This window comes from Nocardia sp. CNY236, from assembly GCF_000482385.1.
Lineage (GTDB): Bacteria > Actinomycetota > Actinomycetes > Mycobacteriales > Mycobacteriaceae > Nocardia.
The window spans coordinates 32,918-56,207 of sequence record NZ_AXVD01000028.1 but is presented as its reverse complement, the minus strand read 5'-3'; the positions used below and the strand labels follow the sequence as shown (position 1 = coordinate 56,207).

The window sequence follows — 23,290 nt, the reverse complement described above, 5'->3', positions numbered from 1 at the left end:
GGTGATAACGTCGGTGGAAACAGTGTGGGGCGACGTTGTGGAGTGGGGATGAAGACGCGGAAAATCGAAGACCGCTACTGCGTTCACTGCGGCGGACACCTCAGCCGCTACAATCCGGCAGAATGGTGCGGGGCCTGTACACCTTCGATCGCAGACGAGCCGCTGGATATGCCGGCGCACTTCTGGTGGAGCGAGCACATGCTCGCTGCGCTTTCCAGCTGGCACATGGGCAGGGTCATCTACGCATATCGCACCCACCCGATCCATGGAGGACAACCGATCTCGCAGAAACGGGTGGCGTATTGGCTCGATCTCACCCAGGCGCAATTGTCTCGAATCGAAACAGGTCCCGCTCCCGAACTGCTGACCAAGCTGATCCGCTGGGCACAGGTGCTTCGTATCCCCGCTGAGCTGTTGTGGTTCAAAATGCCCGCCGGGTCTACGCTCGACGAAGTGAACCGCAACGATTTCCTGCGGGCCGCGGCAGCCGTGACGGCGACAGCTGCGGCATCGCCTCACAGCCTCCTCCAGATGCTCAACGACACCCGACTCACCGAAATACCTACCCGTGTAGGGACAGCCGAGATCGAGCAGTTGCGCGCCGCCTCCGATCTGTTCGCCGGCTGGGACGCCCTCTACGGCGGCGGGCTCGTACGCGAAGTAGTCGCCGCCCAGCTCCGCGTCGCCGTGTCCTACCTGCGGGCCGGTTGCGCTCCGAAGCATCGCAACGACCTGTATTCCGCGGTCGGCGCCCTCAGCCACACAGCAGGGTTCATGGCTTTCGACGCCTGCGCACACAGCGACGCCGCCGACATGTTCGACCTGGCGCTGAAATGCGCCGAAGAAGCCGACGCGTGGCAGCTGCGCGCGAAGATCCTCTCCTCGATGGCCCGCCACCGCATCTGGACCGGCAAACCGAAGGACGGACTACGCCTGACCCAGAAGGCATTCCTGTACTCCGACCGCCTCACCGCCACCGAGCGCGCGATGCTCTACACCACGCAGGCCCGTGCCTACGGCAAACTCGGAGACGTGCAAGCCGTCACCACCGCAGTAGGACGTGCCGACGACCAGTTCAGCCACTCGCGGCCGGCCGAGGACCCGACCTGGATGAACTACTACGACACCGCGCAACACGCAGGTGACACCGGACATGCACTGTTCGATATCGCCGTGCAGGGAAAATTCGGCAGCGAAGCCCGCCGCCGGCTCGGAACCGCCGTAGCCGACCACACCGCAGACGCCGAACGCTCCCGCACAATCTCGATGATCAAACTCGCCTCCCTCACAATGTCCACGGGCGACCCCGACGAAGCAGCCGAGATCGGATCCGTCGCGATCGCCCGCGCCGCGGGCCTGAAATCCATGCGCGCAGCCGAGGACGTCCACGAGCTGCGCGCATACGCTCGGCACGCGGGACTGGCCTTCGACCAGGTTCCCGCCGAGTGAACGGTCACCCCCTCGACGAGATCGCCCGCGCCGCCTGCGAGGCCGTAGAGCTGGATGCAACCGGACTCACCCCGATCAAAGTGGCGGAAAACGGCATCTACCGACTGCCGGCACACCAGATCGTCGCCCGCATCGCCAAGCCCGGTCAGCGATCACCCGCAGAACGCGAGCTGCGGATCGCCGAATGGCTGCGCGCCAGCAATGTGCCGGCAGTCGAACCAGCCGACATACCCACCACTTTCGTCATGGTCGACGACCATCCGGTGACCTTCTGGGCAGAACTACCCGAACACCGCGGCGGCACCGCGACGGAAATCGCCGGCGCCCTGCGCGCACTCCACAAACTCGAGGCACCACCAATCCTGGGGCAAGTGGACCCGTTCGTCCGACTCGACCAGCGTATCGATGCCGCGCACACCTTAAGCGCCGACGACCGTGAATGGATGCGTCACCACCTCACCGAACTCCGCGACCGCTGGGACCAACGCCCAGAAGGACTGGCGTGGACCCCGATCCACGGGGACGCCTGGGAAGGCAATGTCGTCACGACGAATGCCGGAACCACCCTGTTCATCGACCTGGAACGCGTATCCATCGGACCACCCGAATGGGACCTGACCTCAACCGCGATCAAGCACAGCTCATTCGGCTGGATCGACCGCGACCTGAACGATGAGTTCGCCCGGGCCTATGGTTACGACATCACCACCTGGGTGGGATTTACGCTGCTGCGAGACATTCGAGAGATGCGTATGACCTGTATGGCTGCCCAAGCTGCCGGTCAACAACCCGAACTCACCGAGCAGGCGCAACTCAGGCTGGATTGCCTCCGCGGACATCGTGGATCGCGGCCGTGGACAGGATGGGAAGCTATCCCGTAATGGCGTCGGCTATTCGCGTGTGCGTGGTAGTCCGGGAGTCCCGGTGACGGGAAGCCGTACCCCAGAAGAGCCGAATTTGTCCCGGTGTTCGTCGAGGTAGTCGACGATCACCGCAGTCGGCGGTCGACCTCCGCCGCCGCGAAAAACGCGCTCGCGGTCCGCAAAACTCGTTCGCCCTGCGTAATTCGACGACCTCACGCCGCAGCGCTTGGAGTTCGTCGGACTCGGTCGCAGCCGCTGCGGCCGGGCCGGTATCGCCTTGTTCGGCGCGGGTAACCCAGTTCCGCAGGGTCGCGGGGTTGATATCCAGCAGTGCTCCGACATGCCGGCGCGCGCTGGCCATCGAGTCCCCGTGCTCGCGGATCCGGTCCTGATACATCCGCACCGCCCGAGCACGGGTCTCCTCGTCGAACTTCCGTGGTGCCGCCATGACTGACAGTCTCCCTTGCTATATCGGGAGTCTCCAGCCAGTCCAGGACGGTTCAGCCTGCCGACAGCGCCGCAAGAACCTGCGCTTCACCGATGCTCAGCACTGCCCGCCTCGGTATCGACCACCGACAACGGAGCGATGTCCACTACCCGCGCCGAGCTGCCCCTGCGGCGGCCAGTCATCGCTGCGGGTACCGACCTCCATCAACCAGCCGTCCGGGCCGAGGACAGCCCAGCCCCCGTCACCGAACTCGACGTACCCGGCCGGCTCGTCACCAGTCACGACCTCACCACCCGCAACGCAGCCTGATACGGCCGGCAGGCGCCACCGTGCCCGGAATGCACCCCCAGCAGGAACCGGGCGTGGCGCGGGCCGGTGATGTGCTCATCGGCCGCGCAGTCACAGGCGCGCAGGTCCCACAGGTCGGCTTCCCGCCGCATCGCGGCCGCTGTCACCGGGCACCACCGGCAGCGATCATCTGCAACTGCGTGAACGCCGGCCCGCTACGGCCGCCGGCGTAGACAGGGTGGAACATGCCGTCGGCACCCCGATCCCACCGGATCGGATCCTCCCCGGCAGTCGTGTGGTCATCGGGCATGTCCCGCAGCGCGGCAGCCAGACGGGTCAAGTCGTGGATGCGGGCCTTGAGGTCATCGGCGACCCGACAGCCATCGAGCTGGGGCGAGTCGGCGGAATCCACTGCCCACTGGCCGCCGGGGTCGGTGATCGCCGCCCGCGTGATGCGGGCGTCGGGGCGGATCACCCCGGCGGCGACGAGTGTCCGGTAGGCGTGGCGCTTGCGGCGGCATGTCCCGGCCCCGCACGAGAGGTGCTGCTGCATCACATAATGCGCGGCCTCGGGCGAGGTCGGGGTGTCCGGTGCTTCGTGTGGCGATATGGTTTCGGGTGCAGGCATAGGTAACCCCCAGCAGTAAGAGGAGTTTTGATTACACCGACGCCGGAGATATCGGGCTCATCCGGCGTCGGCGTTGCTCTAAAGGCTTGCTGCTGGGGGTGTTTTGCGCACTGACAGTTTCGGACCGTGTTGGCCCGATCTAGTAGTTCCCGCTACAGCTCAAGGACTACCAAGTCGGCGAGTGCTCGCATTTCTTCTGTCAACGTGCGGCGACGCTCGACCATAGTGCCCACGATGTCGCGGGCGTAGCGTTGCTGTACGAGCCATTCCGGCGCAGTTGTTGAGAGTTTGCGCAGTTCGGTCATGGCGTCGCCCCAATTACCCATCTGGCTGTGCGCGTTGGCCAGATCGAGCCGGTGACGCAACCTCCCGGCGGCCGTTGGCAGCAAAGCGGCGGGCGGGGTGCGTTCGGCGAACGCCAGCGCGAGGCCGGGCTGCTCTGATATCGCCGCGGTTTCGATAGCGAGGTGTTCCACGGTGGTCGGCCCGAATGTCCTTGTTGTCGCGGTCTCGGCCAGCACCTCGGATCCGATGCGCGCGGCAGCGGCACGGGCGAGGCTGAGCGCGTCGTCGTGCTCGTGCATCCTGTTGTCGCGCATCGCGATCGTGGCTATATACATCCACAATCGGCCCCATACTGCGAGTTGCGTGACAGTCGCCCGCGAGAACCGCGGCTCGATCCGGTCTGTCCACTCCAGCGCGAGGGTGCGAGCCTCGCCGAGGTGGCCCTGCCTGATCTCCGACCAAACCCGGGTGTTGATCGCGCCTGCGGCAAGTACCTCGTCATCGGCGGCAGCAACCGCGTCGTCGAGTACGAGGCGCGCATCCTCCCACTGCCGATTCTGGACGAGCAACCATCCGACCATCCCGAGTGCGGCAGACCGCAGGCTGCGGTCATCGACGGCTGCCGAGTCACGCAGCAGTCCGGGCATGGCGGCGGCCATCTGGGTGTATCGGTGTGCGGCCATCTCGCCCTGTAAACGGCGCAGTTCGCCACGCACCTCACCAGCGGTGGGCGTGTCACCCTCATCGAGCGTCGGCGGCGCAGCGAGCGCGTGCCGTACCGGCTCCCACAGGTCAAGGGTGGCCTGATCCGCATCCTCGGCGTCGCTATGGCCGTTGCCTTGCAACACGCTGGTGGGGACGCCGAGCGCCCCGGCCAGCTTGCGCAGGGTCGCCACACGTGGCGCGCAGTTCTCGCGTTGCTCGATCTTGCAAACCGTCGAGAGTGAGACGCCGGACGCCTCGGCGAGTTCGGGCTGTGTCAAGCTTCGCCGTTTGCGAATTGAGGCGAGGCGCTCGCCAAGGTCACGACCGGTATGATCGAGCATCGATTCCTCCCCGTCAGGAGTCCGAACCCCCGGACGGGGTTGCAGCCGTCGCGGGGTCTATTTCTGCTCAGGGTACGCCCCGACGTGCCTGCGGGCGGTGTGGACGCGGTCCACAAATGGGGCTACTGTGGCCCCGACAGATCCCGATGATTCCCGGTGAACCCCAGCGTATCCCGTGGTTGGCGGTGTTGTCGCAGGTGGTACAGCAGTTCAAGTCCCCTCCGGACACCGTAAAACGGCAGGTCAGGGGCGTAGTCGCGAGATTGTGCCCCGTTCCCGTCCACACCGGCAAGATCGGCGAAGCGCTTCCGGGCCTGGTCGACCAACTGCTCATCGCGGGACGCGAGCACGGCGAACCCGCCTACGCACTGCTCACCGACGCCTACCGGGCCGCGAACCCGCTGGCGCACAAGTTCGGGTATTCCGATCTCAGCATGACCGCGACCGAACGAATGTTCTGGGCAGCAACAAAATCCGGTGATCCCCTCCGAGTGGCGTCGGTGCACTACCTGAAGGCGGCGACCCTCGCTCGGATCGGCGCCGGACGCCAGGCGATGAAACTCATCGACCGGACAGTCGCCGACCTCGGCCCGCTCGCCGAGGCGGATCAGACCGCCGCCGCAGTCCTGTCAACGCTCCATATGCGTGCCGGCACGATATCCGCCACACTCGGCCGATCCGATGTTTCCCGCGATCACCTGGCCGAGGCCGGACGGATCGCGGCGAACATCCCGGACATGGTGGTACTCGACACCGTGGTCGGACCGGCAAACGTGAAGCTGCACCGAATCGCCGCCGAAGTCGAACTCGGCGAGACAGGCACCGCGCTGGAAATCTCCCGGAACACTCAGCCTCCCGCTGATCTCGCGGCCGAACGTCTCACCTACTTCTGGGTGGATACCGCACGCGCGCACCTCCTGGCCGGAGACCCGGACTCGGCCATCGAGGCACTACTGGAATCACGGCAGGCCGCTCCGCAGCACTTCCGGGCGTCGGGCACGGTCAAGGCAACCGTACGTGCCACAGCCGACCAGCAGCGCCGAGCGTCGCAGTCACTGCGATCCCTGGCCAACTCCGCAGGCGTCACCGACTGATCGCGACCATGCATCAATGCCACTCAGCCGAACCCGCCGCGCAGACGGCTTGCGGAAGGACTGGCTCGGCGCTCTCGGCGCGCTGCGCACAGGTGCTCGCTCGAGACGATCCGCGCGATCCCGAAGATAATGACTGCTCCTATAGGCGTTTTCGCACGTAGATCCTGGTCGCCTACCTAGAGCCCCACATGGAGGCCACCGACGACAGCGGCAATGGCAACCGATGTCCGCTCGATAGCTCGATTGCGCCGACATGCCGGTTGCGGGATCGGGGGGCTGTTCCTATTCCAGCCACAGGCGATTGTCGAACCTGCCACGCGCGACAGCTTTATCCTCGGCCGCCCGCTGTACGTCGTCGAGGGTGAATCCATAGAGTTCGCCCATGGCGATGAGCACTTCGAGTACGTCTGCCGCCTCCTCCATCCGACTGTCGCGATCAGCGGCGGCGTGGAGTTCGGCGGCTTCTTCCAGAAGCTTGTCGTGCAGCGCCTGTTCGTAGGCAACGGCATCGAGCACAGCGGTCTTCGGTGTGCGTCCGGCGGCACGAATGATCTCGGGGATCTTGTCCCTGACGAGCTTGCCCATATGTCTGCTCCTCTCGGCATACTCCGATCATGCAGTTCTACCTGGACGAACCAACAGCGCGAACATCATGGCGCCTGGCGATCCTCACTGGCGTCAACACGCGAACCTACAAGTTCGCCTTAGGCTCAGCACTTCTTGAAGTCGGACAGACTGGTCGCGAAGTTGTTCCCCTGCGTGAACTTGCGAGCCGATATGCGGCGCATCTGGTGAACCGTGCGGAGCCCACGCATCAGGCACCTCCCGGAACAGTCGGCGAAAGGGACTTTCTCGCTATCCTCGGGCAGGAGCGCAACGCCTCGATCGCGTCGGGTGAGCCCACCGACCGCCTCGTCGATGCCGCTGTGCGATCGATCCCTACCATGGTCATGCAGAAGTTCCACAACCTACGCGTCACCGGGGCGGTCGCGCATACGTTTTACGCACTCTCAGGAGACGGTACCAATAGGTCCGTGCGGCTCAGTCCCGAATTGCGGAACATCGCGACCGATCCGGGAGTCCTGGCCGATGAACTCGCCGCGCGCTGGGCGATCGTCGAGGCCTCGTTCGCCGCCAGCATCGGGCGCGGACTCGTTCAAGGCGGGGTCGACATCGACGGGGAACTTTCGACCCTCGTAACACCGGTGCGCCGGGTGGCGGTGACCTCGATTCGGGGGGCAATTGCGGGCTTCCAGCATGGTCGGTGCTTCTACTGCGGGCAACCGATGGAAGATCTCTCCACCGAAGTGCAGGTCGACCACGTCTTTCCCTTCATCTGGATGAACACCGGCAGCTGGCGTGGACCGAACCTGAATCACGTGTGGAACCTTGTCCTCGCCTGCGCCCCATGTAATCTGGCCAAGAGTGACAGGCGGCCGACTACCGCCGAAGTCGAACGACTGGTCCGCCGCAACGACGTCATCGCCTCATCGCCACACCCGCTGCGCCGGACAATCGAGATAACGATGGACGCTACCGGCGCCCGTGCAGCACAACACCGACGTCGGTTCATGCTGGATGTCGTCAACCATGTCTCCGACCGTCGGTGAAGGTGGAGAGGCTCAGCCGGGACTATTTCTCCAAGTGAATCTCTGTGGATAGCCGCTGTATCCCCTGCGGTCCACACACAGGGAGTCTGAGGGGATTCGGCCTGACGCAAAGACCCGAGCCAGGGTGACAACCGTCGCCCAGTTCGCTTCAGCGCCCGCGTTGGCTGGGTGCAACCAGAACCGGCCTGCTCCGGTAGTCTACGATCCAGAGTCGTAGACGACGGTCACGAGGGGGACTCATGCCGGTCGACACCACATTGGCGCAGTACAGCGACTACGCCTTCGCGTCGGGCTTTGCGATCTATGTACTTGCGCTGGTTCTTTCGGTCGTCGACTTCGCGACCGCGTCCGTCCGCAACACTGTCGCTGCAGACCCCAGGACCCGGGCGGTGGTCACTGTCGGAGCATCGACGCAGGATATACCCGGCAGGATCGAGGACCGGGGCAGCACCCGATCGCTCGGCGAACGAGCGGGACGGGCCGCCATTGCGGTCACCATCGTGGCACTGGCACTGAATGTGACCGCGATCGTACTGCGCGGACTGGCTACCGATCGCTGGCCGCTGGGCAACCTGTACGAGTACGCGCTGTTCTTGTGCGCGGCTACCGTAGCGTGTTGGTTGATCGCCGTGCGGCAGTACCCGATCCGGAAGCTGACGGTATTCGTGTTGGCTCCGGTCGTTGTCCTGTTGTTCATCGCCGCCGCGGTGATGTACAACGACGCGGCGCCGGTCGTGCCCGCGCTGCGGTCCTACTGGATCGCCATCCACGTCACGATCATTGTCACTGCCTCGGGAATCCTCACTTTCGCCAGCACCGCAAGCCTGCTCCACGTCATCGCCGTCAAGGCACGCCACAATACCCGCGGCCCGCTGGCGTGGATCGCCGGCCGACTACCGTCCGCGGAACTGCTCGATCGGGTCGCATACCGCACGACCATCATCGGTTTCCCGCTCTACACGATCGGCATCATCTGCGGCGCGATCTGGGCGGAGGCCGCGTGGGGACGGTTCTGGGGATGGGACCCCAAGGAAACGGTCTCCTTCATCGCCTGGGTCCTCTACGCTGCCTACCTGCACGCCCGAGCCACCAACGGCTGGAAGGACCTTCGTACATCCTGGATCAACGTCGCTGCTCTCACCACAACACTCTTCAACATGTTCGCCGTCAACTTCGTCGTCTCGGGCCTACATTCCTACGCCGGCCTGAACTAGCACGACAGTTGTATTTCGTTGTGTTACAAAGAATGTCTTCGATGTCGGAGTTGTCGGGCGTAGTTCTGGTGGCGGCGGCGCCATCGGCAGCTGGCCAGGGCGTGGGTGAGGGTGCGGGCGGGGTGGAGGACTATCGCCAGGAGACGGCGGATGTCGGTGTTCACGACGCTGTTCAGGAATGCCTGCCTCGGTGCAGCGGTCCGCGTCACCGGTCCACGATTCCGGCAGGTACAGCTCTCGGTCGATCAATGCGCGCCCTGCACCGGCAGCGTAGGCGAGGAACACTCCGAGCTGGGGAGTTCTCCACACGGCCGGCGGTGCCGGAGTATTGCCGCTGCACACCGGCGGACTTGACACCCTTCTTCAGGAACCCGGTCTCGTCGACCACCAGCACACCATCCGGGCAAGCCAGCGCGGTCGCCACATAGGAGCGCAGCCTGTCCCGCAGTTCATCGGACTTCCACCGCGACCGGTTCAGGAAATGCTGCAGCCCGCCGGCGCAGCGGGTGTGGCGATGAGGCGATGACGGCCACTCTTGGCCAGATTACATGGGGCGCAGGCGAGGACAAGGTTCCACACGTGATTCAGGTTCGGTCCACGCCAGCTGCCGGTGTTCATCCAGATGAAGGGAAAGACGTGGTCGACCTGCACTCGTACGTCTGCCGCCTCCTCCATCCGACTGTCGCGGTCAGTGGTATCGGTTTCGCATCCGAGCGGTGACGATGTCGAAAGTGTTGTTGGGGAATGATGTTCGTGCCGCATCGGCGTGAACCGCCTCCACGCCGTGATCGGTCACCGAGAACGGCAGGTAGTGGCAGTAACCGGCCACTACCGCATCCGACCCGGCCTCCAGCAGCGCGGCCCGCACCGCGGGCGCGGTCTCGGTATGGTTGACCACCAACACATCCGGGCGCGCTCGCCGCACCATCGCAACCAGCTTGTCGAGCTCCGGGCCGAACCGGGTCCGATACTTCGTGACCGGCGGCGTGGTGCGTTCGAAGAACACCCGCTCGTCGGTGACCCGGGCCGGCGCGGCGAAGGTGATCTCGACACCGCGATCGGCCAGGGCGGGCAGTAGTAGTTCGGCGACGGTGAAACCGGAATCGGCCGACAGGCGGCCGGGGTTGGAGATATTGAGCAGATACAGCAGCCGCATCATGTCCTCCGATGGTGTTGACCTGGCCAATTCAGGAAGACGCTGGTCGCGGCCGTGAAGGAATGATGAACTGGACTCATTCGCGGTTCACTCAACTCACGGTCCACATCTGGCGCGGGGGAACACCTTTGAACACACCACCACAGACCGACGGCATCACCACCGCTGCCGAAGCGTTCGCCGCCGAGATCACCTGCTGGCGCGACGTCGCCGGCCTCGCCAAACGCGCGCTGGCTCAGAAGATGGGGTTCGACAACACCGGCGCCGACCCGATCACCCGCTACCTGGCCCGTATCAGCGTCGACCGCTACCCCGGCGAACCCGAACAATCCAGAGCCCACTACCGCGAAAACCCGTTGACCTGGGACGAACTCGGGCTCACCGCCACCTGCAAGGGCGAGACGATGGCGTGGGAGGTCAAGCACGACCACGACGCCTTCAAAGAGCTCTGGCTGCTGTTCGACAACGACCACGGCCGCTTCCCGCTCTGCCCCGGCAAATCGGTGTGGATCGAATACAGTTACACCGTCGGCGAAGACAAATGGGGCCGCTGGTTCCAACGCGCCGTCCGGCTACCCACCGCCCGCCTGGAAGTGCAGCTCAGTTTCCCTGCCGGGCTGGATCCGGTCGTGTGGGGCATCGAAACCTTACCCACCGCCGACGCCCGCCCGATCGGCACCCCACCAGCACGCCACCACACGGCCGGCACCACGATGTTCACCTGGAACACCGTCAACCCACCGCTGCACACCCGCTACCGCATGGAATGGCGGTTCCGCTCCCAGACCGTGCCGGGTCAACGGCACCCCGATGTTCTTGAAATCACAACCTGGGCAACGGCATCGGCTCAGGTCCGGATACATCGCGTGCTCGACTTGGGTCTTCCAGTGTGAATGTGCTGCCGGTCGCGGCGGCGTCCAAGGAGCGCTGTCTCCGGTGGCCGCAACCATGAGTTCTTGATATATTGACCACATTTTCCGCAATTCGCTGTATGAGAGGGGATGGCAGTGGCAGTGGCTCGATTGGCTGCAATTACGCTCGACAGTGACGACACCGTGCAACTCGGCCGTTTCTATCGGGAGCTGCTCGACCTCACGGTGATTCACGAATCAGAAGAACTGGTAATCCTGCGTGCCGACGGCGTGATGGTCATTGTCGAGCGGGTACTGAATCATCAGTCTCCGGACTGGCCCGGCGATTCCATTCCGAAGCAGATGCACCTCGATTTGTTCGTCGACGATCTGGACGACGCGGAAGCGGCGGCCCTGGCGATCGGGGCCCGAAAACCCGATACTCAACCAGCACCAGAGAAGTGGCGCGTGCTGCTCGATCCTGCGGGGCATCCCTTCTGCGTCACCCTTCCACCGACCGGAATATGACAGCGGTCGACGTTCGACAGGTAGGAGTTCCGAAGACATGACGATCGCCGAAGCTGATGACGAATACGTTCTCTCTGCGGAAGATATTCGCCGCGCTCGGCGGCGTCGGCGCGCAGGCGCCGCATGATCCGGCGCAGGTCGGCGCGGAGCATCGCATGGGTGTAGTGGTTCGGACGTGCGTGGGGCACCCCTCCCAGAAGGCGACTTCCGCGCCTGGAAAGTCTTCCTGCACCCCACCCAGGAAAGCACCGTCCACCGCCACGACAACGGTCCCGCCCGGGTCTCCGGCGGTCCCGGCACGGGCAAAACCATCGTTGCCCTGCATCGCGTCAAGCACCTCGCTGAACAGCTGCCATCCGGCGATGACAAGCCGATCCTGCTGACCACATTCACCAAGAACCTGACCACCGACCTGCGTAACCGGCTGGCCTCCCTCCTCGAACCACGCTGGCTGAGCCGGGTCGATATCGTGCATATCGACCCGGCTCGCCGCCCGCGTCATCGGCGAGAACACCGCATCCAGCCACGGCAAACAACGCGTCTTCGACACCATCGCTCGCACCGAACTACGCCAGCTGCTGACCGAACTCGACGACCACCGCTTCACACCCGAATTCGTCTTCGACGAGTGGGGGCAGATCATCCTCGGCCAGTCCATCCCCACCCGCAGCCAGTACTTCCAGGCCCGCCGCGGACAGGCACTCACCCGCCCTGAACGCGCCCATATCTGGAAACTGGTCGAGCAGTTCACCACACGCCTGGACAAACTCGGTATCGAAACCTGGGGCCAGGCTGCCGAACGCGAGGCTCGCTTCGAGATCGAACGCGCCGCGAAAATAGCCGAACGCCGCGACCGGGACAACGATCCGGGCAGCCTGGACAGCAGCTCGGGTATGCGCTACCGCAACTACCGCTACCGGCACATCGTGGTCGACGAGGCCCAAGACCTCCGACCGGCACACTGGAAAATGCTGCGCGCCATGACCGACCCGGACAACCCAACGACATGTTCATCGCCGGCGACACCCACCAGCGCATCTACGACCACCAGATCGCTCTCGGCGCACTCGGCATCAACATCCGCGGTCGCGCCGCACGACTGACCCTCAGCTACCGCACCACCAAAGAAATCCTCGCCCATGCTCTCCGCATCGTCGACCCCGTGAACCCGAACGAACCGATCATCTATGACGACCTCGACGACGGCACGGCCACCCTCGCCGGCTACCGGTCCGTCCTCCACGGCTGCCCACCTGATTTCATTGGATACGACACCTGGAACGACGAACTCTCTGCCCTGACCGAGATAGTGAAACGATGGCGGGCGGACGAATCGCGGTCTGCGTCGCTGACCGCGAACTGGTCGGCCGCACCGCCCATCACCGGCATCACCTGCGCCGAACTCACCAAAGACGGCCTTGACGGCGATGGTGAGGTCCATATCGGCACCATGCACCGATTCAAAGGTCTGGAATATCAACGTCTTGCCATTGTCGGCGCCGACGACGGCAGCATTCCGCGCAGCACCATCGAACGGTACCGGACCGGCGACCCACCGCGCTATGCTCGCGAACACCGTAAAGCTCGGTCACTGCTATTCGTCGCCGCGACTCGGGCCAGGGATGTTCTGCGGGTGAGTTGGCACGGCAAACCCAGTCCCTATCTACCCGATGGGAGCCGCGCCTGATCCGCTATCGCACCGCTCGCCGAGTATCACACATCCCCGTGCCGCATCCGCGACAGCGAACCGGGTTCGTAGCGCAACTGGTAAGCATGGACGCCCGCACCGTTCATGCGGTACAGCGTGATATCTGACAGGAACTGCTTCTTGAACTTCACTGCACGGAAAACTTCCTCGTCGGCGACTTCGCCGATCCAGTTCTCGATATGCTCGGGAAGTTTGAACGTCAGCTCATAGGCATCCGGTGCCTCGGCAGGCGACAACTTCCATTCAGCTCGGCACCCCGAACCGTGACGCCGGATCCGCACCGTGTGGCTCGGCTGCACTGCCCCGAAGTCGACGAATTCCTCGAAGTTCTCGGTGGCCAACGGCAGGATGAAAGGTGCAGCCGGAAATCCCAGAAGTGTCGTGATCGGCTTTTTCGCCTCGAACCGAGACGGTTGCGGGCGACTTGCTGGGAACCCTGGGTCTGGGGCTGCGGTGCATGGCGGCGGGGCTGTGTTGTGTGTGCCGTGGCCGTAGCGGATGACAGCCGTCCAGCACGAGTGCATTCTGCCGAAAGGTCGTACATCTCGGGTGTTCCCTGTGATGTTGACGTGCAGAGTGTTTGTTTTGAATGCTTCTTCTGCGTGGCGTGGATCGGGTGGGTGCCACCGGTATCCATCGGGGCTGATGCGGCATATTGTTGGAGATCGTGCCGCAATCACTGTGCGCCGGCCGATTCGTTCCCTTCCGGAGGTAGGTGTCGCAGTCAGGTCGGAGGAGACATGGGCGAGCGGGGCCGGGCCGCGGAATAGCGGCAGAGATGCGGTCGTGACGATCGCGGATGCGGTGGGGAGGAATCCATATGGAGACGAGCAGCATTTCGAGCTGGTGGCGTAGTGTCGTGCCCGGCGATTGGGCGGCGTTCGCGACGTCCGTTGACATTCATCGTGAGCGGTATTCGGCGCTGCTCGCGGCGCTCGAGGAATTGAGCACTCGCGGTCCGCAGTCGACCTTCGCCGAGATCACCCAGTGGTTGCGGGTCGTCGGCTTTCATGATCCGATCACCGACACCGAGTTGCGGGAGTTGCTGGATAGGCTGTCCCATTGGGGTCTGGCTGAGCCGTTCCGTGACTTCGCGGCTCCGGTACGCAACTATCAGGGTGTTCTGGGCCGGCAGGAGACATGGGCGCTGACCCGTCGCGGGCGAGCTGTCGTCGCCGCGGTGAGGTCCGCCGTGACGTCGGCAGACCGGGCGCTACAGTTGCCCGCACGTCTGCTCGACAGCGTCGAGCAGACGGTGCGGACCCTCGCGGAGCATGTCCGTGATCGGTCCGCTCATGGATTGCTCGACGCCGACCTGGGTAATGTCGGGACGCGGATCACCGAACTCCAGAGAGTCACCGCCGACTTCTATGAGGCGCTCGGCCAATTGGTGCAATCCGACGTCACCAAAGACGAAGTCTTCGACGGCAGCCGGGACCGGGTGGTCGAAGCGCTGCGTCAATTCGCGCGTGAATACGACCGGGGGCTCATGCGGGTAGAGGCGGCATTGAGCGATCTGCGGCTGATCGGTCACCAGCATGTCGTGGAATGTGCTGTCGTGCATGCGGGATTGCTGGAGCCGCACGCTCAGCAGCGCTGGGTGACGGATCGGGTTTCGCTGCTGTCGGCGCTGGAGGCCTGGTTCGCGCCGGCGGGCAGTGTGCCCAGGCTGATCGAGTCCGCATACGGTGCGGTGAACACCTTGCTCAACGCTGTCGACCGCCGGTACAACGCACGGCTGCGTGGCTCGGATCTGGCGCTCGATTTCCGGACCATCGCCCGATCACTGCACCAGCAGGCTGACGACGACAGCGCCCAGCGGGTATATGCCGCCGCGTTCGGGGACTGGCCCGCCTGGCATGTCGTGGCGGGCTGGGGACAGGAGGATGTCGACCACGCCACGACCGCAGCGGCGGGGGCCGCACCGTTCACGGTGGAGCTGACGCTGCGGGAGCACGAGCGGCACGGTCCGGTGGGTGGCCGGCCGAGGAAGGTCGCCGACGCCACCGCGCACCGGGCGCGAGCGCTCGCCGGGGCGAAGGCGCAGGCCCGCCACCGGCAGCGTTGCGCCGAAGCATTGGTGACCCCGGGTGAGGTGGGTGTCGGCTACTTCGCAGGACTGGAGGGGGAAGCTGCCGCAGTCCTGTTCGACGCGATTCAATTGGCGCTGGACATGATCGATCCCTCGACCGGAACCGGGCAATGCGAAGCCTACGAAGCCGGTGTGCTGATCGCTGTGCGGATGGTGGATCGTCATCGGAAAGTACTGGTGAAGCTGGAAGAAGGGGATCTGATCGCCCCGGACATCCGGGTCACCGTCGTTCCCGCCGGAGCGACGCTGCCGCCGCCCGCGGTGGTGCCGACCGTGATTTCCGGTGTCGCATGAGGCAGGACAGCCTGCTCGATCCCGATCTTGCCGAAGCCGCGCGCCGGTTGATCGGGCAAGCCCGGTTGCTGGCCGAACGCGAACCCGAGTTCCACAGGGCCGCTGTCCGCGGGCGGACCGAACTGGCCCGGTTCTTCGCCACCGAACTCGGGTGGACGCTCGATGTGCTGGAACCGGGCGACATGGTCCGGTTGCACAAGCGCAGGCACGATATGCCCGGCGAACGCGCACCACGATTGCGCCGGTCGGGACGGGAACGGACGGTGGCTCCCCGCATGGTCCTGATCATGACGGCCTTGGTCTGCGAACAACTGTGGCGCCGGCCACGGATGACGCTCAACGACCTGCTGCAAGCCGTGGCGCAAGTGTGTGCGGCCGACAGCGAGCAGGGCCTGCTGCCGCGGTTCGCAGTGGTACCGGGCGAGGGCATCACCAAGAGAGAGGCACACGCGAATCGGCAGGGTCTCGTCGACGCCTTGCGGTTGCTGCGAGCCGACGGCACGATCGCCGTGGAAGGAGACCTGGACCAGGCCGCCGAGGGTGCCGGCGACGGAATCGTCGCGGCATCGAGGGATCGTCTCACAGCGAAGTTCTCCTCGCTTTCGCCTTCGTTGCTGAAGCTGGCGCAGCTACCGCCACACCGGCATGCCGAGGCGCTGACGGCCGATCTTCTGGCCGGTGACATCGAGACGGCGGACCCGGGCACCGATGATGGTGCCGGCCCCGGTTTCCCGCCCGGAACGCAGGCACAGGCGGCACCGGACCGCCGAGGCGATCGGGCTGCCACAACCCGCCGGCGTCAGCAGGCGATCCGCCGGCTGGTCGACGACCCCGGAACCGATCCACGCTCGGACGATTACCTGCAGACGTCCACCGGACGCAATCGCGCGCTCGATGTGCTGCACGCACTGGGCCTGGTGGCCACGGTCCGCCGGGACTGGTGGCAGGTCACCGACCCCTCCGGGCTCGGTAGCGCGCTCGGCTTCCCGCAAGGCCGGCGCAGCGAACGACAGGCGGCGCTGGCTCTGCTCGAGCATCTGGCGAAACGCCCGCCGACCGGTGACGGCCGTGAACGACCCGTGGCGCTCGAGGAGATGACGCAGTTGCTGGAACAGGTGCGCGCTCGATTGCCACGCTGGGCCGCGGCGTACGACCAGCGGCTGCCGATGCTGGCCGAGGCTGCTGCCGGTGAACTGGCCGAAGCGGGCTTCCTAATCGGAATCGCGCCGGACCACGAGGCATGCGACGCCGGCGCCCGCCGGTGGCTACCCACCCCGGCGGTCCGGATGTGGCGGATCACAGTGACGACCCGCGCTACCGGCACGAACGCCGGAGAAGACTCGCTGTCACTGTTCGATGGCCCCGAAGGAGAACTCTGAATGTCCACGGATACCTCTCGCGCCCAGGGCATTCCCGGTGTCATCGGCCGCTGGCAGCCCACCCGCGCCGGAGTACTCAACAGCTGGAAGTGGACCGATGAGGAGTTCCTGTTCGCCGATGGCTGGCTCGCGTTCGTCGGCCGCAACGGCTCCGGTAAGTCCTTGACGGCATCCCAGCTGGTCACCGTGCTGCTGGATGGTGACACATCGCAAACGGCCCTCAGCGTCTCGGGCCGCGCGGGGGGAACACTGATGAGCCGGCACACCGACAACCGCGACAAGGACGACAGGACCGGTGTGTGGTGGCTGGAGTACGGCCGCACCGATTCCGTCACCGGCGCGACCGAGTATGTGACCACCGGTTTGTGGCTGCGATCGTCCACTCGATCGCTGCTGCGCGCGTTCTTCGTGCTCCCGGGCAGAGTCGGCGCGCATCTCACGCTGCGAACCGACCGCAATGCGGTGAGTATCGAGAGCCTCGCCCAACAGCTCGCCGCCCGCGATGGGGAGCTGTTCACCGACGCGCAACGTCTCGAGTCGAAGGCCGCCGCCCATCTGAGGTCGATCGGCCCCGAATCCGGTTACCGCACGGCTGTGCGCACCAGGCTCTTCGCGCCGCTCGACGAACTCCAGTACGACGCCCTGCTCAGTGTCCTGCGGACATTGCGCAGCGTCCGGACGGCGGAGAAGATCTCGGCCCGGGACATGCTCGAGGTACTCACCAGCGCGATGCCCGCGCTCGATCAGGCGAAACTGAACGAAATCGCCGGCGCGATGCAGCGCATCGCGACCCTGGAGCGTGAGCTCGCGAACACGAAGGAGCAATCCAGGAAGCTCGCTGCCACCGACCGCGGGTACGAGCTCTACCGCAAGGCGGTGGCGATGAGCACCGCGGCGGCACTGCGGTCGGCGAACACCGATTTCGACAACCTCACTCGCTCCCAGCGAGCCGCGGAAAAAGACTTCGGCGACGCCGAGTCGAGCGCTGCAAAACACCGGGAAGCGTGGCGGAATGCAGGCTTGGAGGTTTCCCGGCTCGATGGGGAAGTTCGCGCCGCCGAGACGGCACTACGTGACCACGCAGGTGCCGAGCTTCCCCATCACGAAGATCGCGCCGAGGCCCTCGAGGCGACGGCGAAGTCGGCCGAAGAACGCGCCGAGGAAAGTCGGAACGACGCAGCGAGGGCACACGCGGCCGCCACCCAAGCCGGCCAGGACGCGCGCGCGGCGCAGCAGAGCCTGACTGCGGCGGTGCAGGACCTCTCCCGCACAGGCAACAGGGTGGATGCCGGGGGCGCGCTCACCACACTGATATCCGCCACCGCAGAGCTGACCCGGCCCGATCGCCTCGACCCCGATGCGCCACCGGCAGACATCGCAGTCGATGAGCTCGCCGCTACTCCGCGGGCATGGGTCGACATGCGCCGAGCCGGCCTCGATCGGGTCACCGCCGCTCTGGGCGAAATGAACGCCGCCGATCGGTCGGCCAGGGAAGCCACGGACCAGCACCGTGCCGCCGAGGACGAAGCCGGCCGCCGCAACGCCACGCTCACCGCATGCGCGAACGCCCGTGGCGTGGCCGGACAGCGGCTCGAGGCCGCGATCATCGCCTGGCAGCAGTCCGCCGAATTCTTCCCGCCGGTACCCGGCGCGATTCTGCAACCGGATGCGGTCCAGGGCCGGATCGAGCCGGCCCGGATCACACAGTGGGTCGGCCGGCAGGCCGATGCGATCCGGGTCCAGCTCGATGTACCCGGTCATCGCATCCGGAAAGAGGCCGCCGACCGATCGAAGGACCAGGCCGGGGTATTCGCCGCAGATCGGCGGGCAGCCGCTGCCGAAGCGGACGCCGTCGTCGCGGAGGTGCAGGTCCGGCACGATGAGCACCGCCGGCGGAGCCTGGCCGCGGTGGAGACCGAAGCGGATGCCGAACGCGCCGCCGAGACCGAACACCATCGCCTCGTCGACGCCGCGGGAGAGCACCTGCACATCGCCCTCCTCGCCCAGCTCGACCGCACCGGGGACCTCCTCCGGACGCTCATCGGATGGCACGACGAGGTCCGGAAGTGGCGATCGGGCCTGCGGCATCTGCACAGCGACGGGCTCGTTCCGCCCGCATTGCCCGCCGGCACGGCACAACAGCTGCATTCCGAGCTGGCGGCTGCCAGAGCGGAAGCGGGCGACAGACTCGATCGTGCGGTACCGGCGGTAGGTGTCGCGGAACGATCGCTGGACACACTCACCGGCTACGATGACTGGCCCCTGCGCACGGCGCTGACCGAGGCGGCCCAGCTCACCTTCGCCCGTTTGAACCGCCGGATCGCCGAAGCCGGCGCCGTCGTAGCCCGATGCCGGGAACGCGCCGAGGAGACGACCGCGGATCTCATCGAGGCCAGGAAAGCGCCGTCGCCGCCGCCGGCCCCGAGCTGGCGGACCCGCTCGGAGGGCAGTCCGCTGTGGTCCCTGCTCGATTTCCGGGACGACCTCCCGGCCGGCACCCGCAATCAGTGTGAAGGGGCTCTTCTGGTCTCCGGGATTCTGGACGCTGTGGTCACAGCCGACGGCCGGGCACGGGCCGGCGACACCGTGTTGACCGGTGAGCTGCCGGCTCAGGGACCGAATCTCGCCGACCTGCTCACCGTCGAACCGGACAGCCCGATCGACGCCACGCGGACATTGTCACTGTTGCGCAGCATCTCCGTCGAGGATTCCGCGTCGGGCACCACCATCCGCACCGGTGTGCTGGCCGCGACCTCCCCGGCGAACTACATCTGCAGCTATATCGGCACCACCGCACGAGAACGAGCGCGCGCGGAGCGGGTCGCGGCGCTGGAATCCCGGCTCCGGCAATGCGACGCCGACCTGAAATCGGCCGAACTCGAACGGCGGCTCCGTCAGGAAGCGCTGGACGAAGCGAAATCAGAGGTGGAGGCACTGCCCTCATCGGCCGCCTGGCAGGCTGCCCGCAGAAAGGCGCACGCGGCGCAGCTGGCCGCACGCGAAGCCGATCACGAGGCTGCGCGGCGCCGGTCGCGAGCGGAGGCCGACCTGCGGTCGGTCCGCGAAACCCTGGCCGGGGCCCGGCGCGACCGCGCTGCGGCACTCGCGACCATCAACAGTGACCTCGACAAGGCGGGCGCACTGGCACAGCAGGCCGCCGCGGCAGCCTCCGATGCCGCGGAGAAGGCCGAACAGGCAGCGGGAGAGGCGATCCTGGCCGGTGAGCGGCTCGACACCGCGATAGCAGGGCAATCCCGCGCCGACGACGAGCGGCAGAGGTTCCCGTCGGTGGAAGCGCTGTTGTCGGCCATAGCAGATGAGGACGATGCGACCCGGCAATCGATCACCGCGGAAACGGAGATGGTGAAGGCCACCGAACGGATGCGCAAGGCGCAGAAGCGATCGAGACAAGCCTCCCTGGCGGTCGACCGAGCTGTGGATGTGGGTAGCGGCAGGCCGCTGCCCGCGGATGCCACCGCCTTGCGGGGCTTCGCGGGCGCGCTCACCCAGTTTGCCGAGCAAGTGCACACGTGGCAGCGGAGCGTGGACCGGACGCTGAGCCTGTGCGCCGGCGCCCGGGCCGAGACGGCCGCCTCGATCGCGCTGCGCGAACGCGCGGAGCGGCAGGCGCGGGAGGCAACCGGTGCCCGGACCGCGGCCGTATCCGCTGCGGCGCAAGTCCGCAAGCTGCGCGCGCTCCACGGCGCCGAATACGAGTCGCTGCGTGAGGCACACGAACAGTCGAGGAAAGCCCGCGACATGGCGAAAGACGAAGCCGAGCGAGCGCGCGACGAGATCGGGAAAGCGCAAGTGGCGGCGGCCGGTGCCCGCAGCACGCTCGACAACATCACCCCACAGCGTGAAACCGCCGAGCGGGTGCGTGAACGGTGGCTGCAACAGATGAATCGTCTCGCCGACGAGTCGATCGCGACGGTCGGGGACGGCATTCCCGTCGACGGGGCCGGCCGGCCGGCCAATCTCACGGCTGCTCTCGCGTGGGGGTCGCGCATGCTCACGGCCGAGGGGCGGAACTACTCCCGCGACGATATCGCCAAGCTGCTCGAGGCGCGGCGCCTCCGCCTGGAAGCCGAGGCGAAGAGGACCAGCGCGGAATTGGTTCGATTCGACCGCCAGATCACGTTGCACACGATCCCGGGAACAGACTGGCGGCGGGCGATTGTCGCCACTGCGGACTCCGCCGTGGGGGAAGACCTGCACGAGACGGTACTGGCATTGCGGCAGACCGCGGAGCAGCTCGAAGCCGACCTCCGTGATGATGTGAAGGACACACTCAAAACGAGCATGTTCACCGCGCTGCGCCGGGAAATCGCCACCCGGCGAGCCGCCGCGCAGGAACTCGTCCGGCAGATCCGCGTGACGCTCGGCGGCGTGCGAACCGGTGTGGCCCGCGTCGGTGTCGAGGTGGACTGGAAGGTCAAGCGTGACCCGGATGCGCAGAAGATGATCGAACTGGTCGGCGCGTTGCCCTCGGACGAGACGTTCCAGCAGATGTACGAAGTGCTGCACCAGCGGCTCGAAGACGCAACCGGGGACAGCTGGGAGGCCCGGGTGGCGCATACCTTCGACTACCGTGCCTGGCACGAGTGGGATATCAGGATCACCCATGCCTCATTCGGCGACGGTACGACCGAAGTGTTCCGGCCGTTGACGGCCCGGTCGAACCCGCTCGCCTCCTTCAGCACCGGCGAAATGCGGCTGGCGACGATGCTGCCGTTGCTGGCAGCGGCGTGGTCGATGTACGAGACGCCCGGCTATCACGGTCCGCGTCTGTTGTTCGTCGACGAGATGAACGCCGCGTTCGACCCGCAGAACGTCCGTAAACTGCTGGCCCTGCTGCGCACATGGGACTTCGACGTGCTGTCCACCGCACCGGAGATGAGCGCGCTTCTCCGGGCCGAGGCAGAACAGGTCATGATCGTCCAGGTCACACATGCCGGTGAAGTGGGGGTCGCAGTGCCATGGCTGTGGACCGGATCGGGTCAGCCGATGCTCGTCGGGAACGCGGAGACCGCATCGTGACGGAATCCTCCGTGCCGGACATTGTCCGGGCGCTCGCCACGGACCCCGATCTGCTCCCACTGTGGGAAGCTGTACACGAAAGACTTTGTGCGGGAGCGGAACCAGCGCGGCTCGCGACCGTCACGGTCGCCGGCATGCCGCCTGGTGGCGTCGCCGTGCTGCGCACCTGGCTCGACACCAGCACCCGTCGCCGTCGGGGCAACTCGGCGATTGCGAGTACGGGCAGCCGGACGCGGGTACCGCTGCGGGAGCTGCTCGTGCACCTCGGGCTCGCCTCAGAGCAGTTGCCGGTGATCGCGGCGCTGGCCGTTGGCCGGCCACTGGTGAACCGGGCGCTGGCGCGTATGGAGAGTACGGCTGTGCGAGGGGAGCTTTGGAGTCGGATCGAGACCGATCTAGCTGTCGTTCCCCGGCTGGCTCGCCGGATCCGCGCGAGCGGAGTTTCCGGAAACGACATCGAGGCGATCGCCCGCCAATCCCGGCAGCTCAGATCCGCACTCGACGAGATCCGGACCGTGTGCCACGCCGAAGCGGCGCCATTGACCTTGGCGAAGCTGGCACACGACTGCGCGGGTGATCCGCACGCATTCGACCTGAACACCCTCACCGGACGCCGCCTCGTAGAAGCAGTCGCGGAACTGTACGGCGAGCCGCATCCGGTCCGGCCCGACACGGTGCGTGCCCTGCTGGCGAAAGCCGGCATCCTGGCCGACAGGCTGTCCACGGCAGTACTCGTACTCAATGTGCAGGCAACCGGGACCGGCATTGTGGACCAGCGCCTTCGGCTCGGCGGAGGTCCGATGTCACTGACGCTCTACGACCTCACGGTCCATCCCCCGAATTTCCAGCCCTCTCCCCTGCTCGTCGTGGAAAACCCCTCGGTTCTCGAAGCCGCGATCGCCGGCGGATTCAGCAACCCGATGGCCTGCACCAGCGGGCACCTGCGAGCTGTCGATCACGCTTTCCTGCAACGTGCCGTCGACTGCGGAGTTCCCTTGCGTTATGCGGGTGATCTCGACCGGGACGGGCTGATCATCGCCGAACAGGTTCGGGACCTGTATGGGGCTCGGCTCGCCGCGATGACCACAGCGGTCGTCCAGCGGGCCGGGGACCGCCCGTCGGCGGTGCCGCTGGGCGAGCTACCGGGCACCCTCCCACCGGGGCTGGCGGCCGCGTTGGCCCAAACCGGCCGGGTTGTCTTCCAGGAGAACGATGTGGTTCTGGATACCCTGCTCGCCACCTGAAGAGGCGCCCTGTCCAGGTAGGTGATCAGACCAGGAGGCGCAACGCCAGCGTGTTAGTGGCGAGGCCGCACAG

General features: G+C 66.0%; 20 protein-coding genes and 3 pseudogenes. 13 read left to right on the top strand and 10 right to left on the bottom strand.

Translation table 11 applies throughout. From position 1 onward, the window contains the following. Positions 1 to 48: 48 nt before the first annotated feature. Positions 49 to 1,449 (top strand): helix-turn-helix transcriptional regulator, encoded by a 1,401-nt coding sequence (locus K940_RS28580; protein ID WP_196812224.1) that lies wholly within the window; start codon positions 49 to 51, stop codon positions 1,447 to 1,449. Further along, positions 1,446 to 2,330 carry a phosphotransferase enzyme family protein gene (locus K940_RS0115725; protein WP_051407240.1) on the top strand — a complete coding sequence of 295 codons (885 nt, stop codon included), beginning with the start codon at positions 1,446 to 1,448 and terminating at the stop codon, positions 2,328 to 2,330. Before K940_RS28580 ends, K940_RS0115725 begins: the two co-directional genes overlap by 4 nt. Before the next feature lie 69 nt (positions 2,331 to 2,399). Here the strand turns inward: K940_RS0115725 and K940_RS28575 are convergent. The 5 genes and pseudogenes from K940_RS28575 to K940_RS0115700 form a co-directional block, all read right to left on the bottom strand. After that, positions 2,400 to 2,760, bottom strand: a pseudogene (locus K940_RS28575) (transposase); the annotation flags it as partial. Positions 2,761 to 2,856: 96 nt separating this feature from the next. Continuing rightward, the gene (locus K940_RS32380; RefSeq protein ID WP_155980903.1) at positions 2,857 to 3,042 is read right to left on the bottom strand and encodes a hypothetical protein; all 186 of its coding nucleotides are present in this window, start codon (positions 3,040 to 3,042) and stop codon (positions 2,857 to 2,859) included. Then, positions 3,039 to 3,215, bottom strand: coding sequence for a hypothetical protein (locus K940_RS32375; RefSeq protein ID WP_155980902.1), 177 nt, complete (start codon positions 3,213 to 3,215; stop codon positions 3,039 to 3,041). Before K940_RS32375 ends, K940_RS32380 begins: the two co-directional genes overlap by 4 nt. Further along, positions 3,212 to 3,676, bottom strand: a complete 465-nt coding sequence (locus K940_RS0115705; RefSeq protein WP_028478324.1) for a hypothetical protein — start codon at positions 3,674 to 3,676, stop codon at positions 3,212 to 3,214. Before K940_RS0115705 ends, K940_RS32375 begins: the two co-directional genes overlap by 4 nt. 152 nt (positions 3,677 to 3,828) lie before the next feature. After that, a complete protein-coding gene (locus tag K940_RS0115700; RefSeq protein ID WP_028478323.1) occupies positions 3,829 to 5,007 on the bottom strand; it encodes a helix-turn-helix domain-containing protein in 1,179 nt (392 codons plus the stop codon). A gap of 116 nt (positions 5,008 to 5,123) precedes the next feature. Here K940_RS0115700 and K940_RS0115695 point away from each other — a divergent pair, with 116 nt between their 5' ends. Then, positions 5,124 to 6,101: a hypothetical protein gene (locus tag K940_RS0115695; protein WP_028478322.1), complete on the top strand. Its 978-nt coding sequence runs from the start codon at positions 5,124 to 5,126 to the stop codon at positions 6,099 to 6,101. Positions 6,102 to 6,383: 282 nt separating this feature from the next. On the opposite strand, the gene K940_RS0115690 is transcribed toward K940_RS0115695, so the two are convergent. Further along, positions 6,384 to 6,686, bottom strand: coding sequence for a nucleoside triphosphate pyrophosphohydrolase (locus K940_RS0115690; protein WP_028478321.1), 303 nt, complete (start codon positions 6,684 to 6,686; stop codon positions 6,384 to 6,386). A gap of 29 nt (positions 6,687 to 6,715) precedes the next feature. Between K940_RS0115690 and K940_RS0115685 the strand changes: the two genes are divergently transcribed. Together K940_RS0115685 and ccsB are read left to right on the top strand one after the other, a co-directional pair. Continuing rightward, the gene (locus tag K940_RS0115685; RefSeq protein ID WP_028478320.1) at positions 6,716 to 7,711 is read left to right on the top strand and encodes an HNH endonuclease; all 996 of its coding nucleotides are present in this window, start codon (positions 6,716 to 6,718) and stop codon (positions 7,709 to 7,711) included. A gap of 239 nt (positions 7,712 to 7,950) precedes the next feature. Beyond that, positions 7,951 to 8,925 carry a c-type cytochrome biogenesis protein CcsB gene (ccsB, locus tag K940_RS0115680; protein ID WP_028478319.1) on the top strand — a complete coding sequence of 325 codons (975 nt, stop codon included), beginning with the start codon at positions 7,951 to 7,953 and terminating at the stop codon, positions 8,923 to 8,925. 168 nt (positions 8,926 to 9,093) lie between these two features. Here ccsB and K940_RS28565 read toward each other — a convergent pair. Then, positions 9,094 to 9,418, bottom strand: a pseudogene (locus K940_RS28565) (transposase); the annotation flags it as partial. 195 nt (positions 9,419 to 9,613) lie between these two features. Beyond that, positions 9,614 to 10,084 (bottom strand): hypothetical protein, encoded by a 471-nt coding sequence (locus K940_RS0115665; protein ID WP_028478316.1) that lies wholly within the window; start codon positions 10,082 to 10,084, stop codon positions 9,614 to 9,616. An 8-nt stretch (positions 10,085 to 10,092) separates the two neighbouring features. On the opposite strand from K940_RS0115665, the gene K940_RS30845 reads away from it, so the two are divergent. From K940_RS30845 to K940_RS34125, 3 genes and pseudogenes are all read left to right on the top strand, one after another. After that, entirely contained in the window at positions 10,093 to 10,974 is an 882-nt protein-coding gene (locus tag K940_RS30845; protein WP_196812223.1) for a hypothetical protein, read from the top strand. A gap of 108 nt (positions 10,975 to 11,082) precedes the next feature. After that, on the top strand, positions 11,083 to 11,460 hold the full coding sequence (locus tag K940_RS0115655) for a VOC family protein (RefSeq protein ID WP_036528776.1): 378 nt from the start codon (positions 11,083 to 11,085) through the stop codon (positions 11,458 to 11,460). Positions 11,461 to 11,635: 175 nt separating this feature from the next. After that, positions 11,636 to 11,869 (top strand): annotated as a pseudogene (locus K940_RS34125) (UvrD-helicase domain-containing protein); the annotation flags it as partial. Between the two features lie 157 nt (positions 11,870 to 12,026). On the opposite strand, the gene K940_RS33635 reads toward K940_RS34125, so the two are convergent. Continuing rightward, entirely contained in the window at positions 12,027 to 12,422 is a 396-nt protein-coding gene (locus K940_RS33635; RefSeq protein WP_028478313.1) for a hypothetical protein, read from the bottom strand. Positions 12,423 to 12,466: 44 nt separating this feature from the next. Between K940_RS33635 and K940_RS33045 the strand changes: the two genes are divergently transcribed. Then, entirely contained in the window at positions 12,467 to 13,147 is a 681-nt protein-coding gene (locus tag K940_RS33045; protein WP_028478312.1) for a 3'-5' exonuclease, read from the top strand. Between the two features lie 26 nt (positions 13,148 to 13,173). Here the strand turns inward: K940_RS33045 and K940_RS32370 are convergent, their stop codons facing one another. Then, positions 13,174 to 13,509, bottom strand: a complete 336-nt coding sequence (locus K940_RS32370) for a hypothetical protein (protein WP_155980901.1) — start codon at positions 13,507 to 13,509, stop codon at positions 13,174 to 13,176. A 479-nt stretch (positions 13,510 to 13,988) separates the two neighbouring features. On the opposite strand from K940_RS32370, the gene K940_RS28545 reads away from it, so the two are divergent. The 4 genes from K940_RS28545 to K940_RS0115615 are packed head-to-tail and all read left to right on the top strand — an operon-like array spanning position 13,989 to position 23,217. Next, positions 13,989 to 15,554, top strand: coding sequence for a DUF2397 family protein (locus tag K940_RS28545; RefSeq protein ID WP_051407238.1), 1,566 nt, complete (start codon positions 13,989 to 13,991; stop codon positions 15,552 to 15,554). Further along, the gene (locus tag K940_RS28540; RefSeq protein WP_051407237.1) at positions 15,551 to 16,933 is read left to right on the top strand and encodes a DUF2398 family protein; all 1,383 of its coding nucleotides are present in this window, start codon (positions 15,551 to 15,553) and stop codon (positions 16,931 to 16,933) included. Before K940_RS28545 ends, K940_RS28540 begins: the two co-directional genes overlap by 4 nt. Beyond that, positions 16,934 to 21,973: an SbcC/MukB-like Walker B domain-containing protein gene (locus K940_RS28535; RefSeq protein WP_051407236.1), complete on the top strand. Its 5,040-nt coding sequence runs from the start codon at positions 16,934 to 16,936 to the stop codon at positions 21,971 to 21,973. Next, positions 21,970 to 23,217: a TIGR02679 domain-containing protein gene (locus K940_RS0115615; RefSeq protein ID WP_196812221.1), complete on the top strand. Its 1,248-nt coding sequence runs from the start codon at positions 21,970 to 21,972 to the stop codon at positions 23,215 to 23,217. Before K940_RS28535 ends, K940_RS0115615 begins: the two co-directional genes overlap by 4 nt. The last annotated feature ends 73 nt before the right edge of the window (positions 23,218 to 23,290 follow it).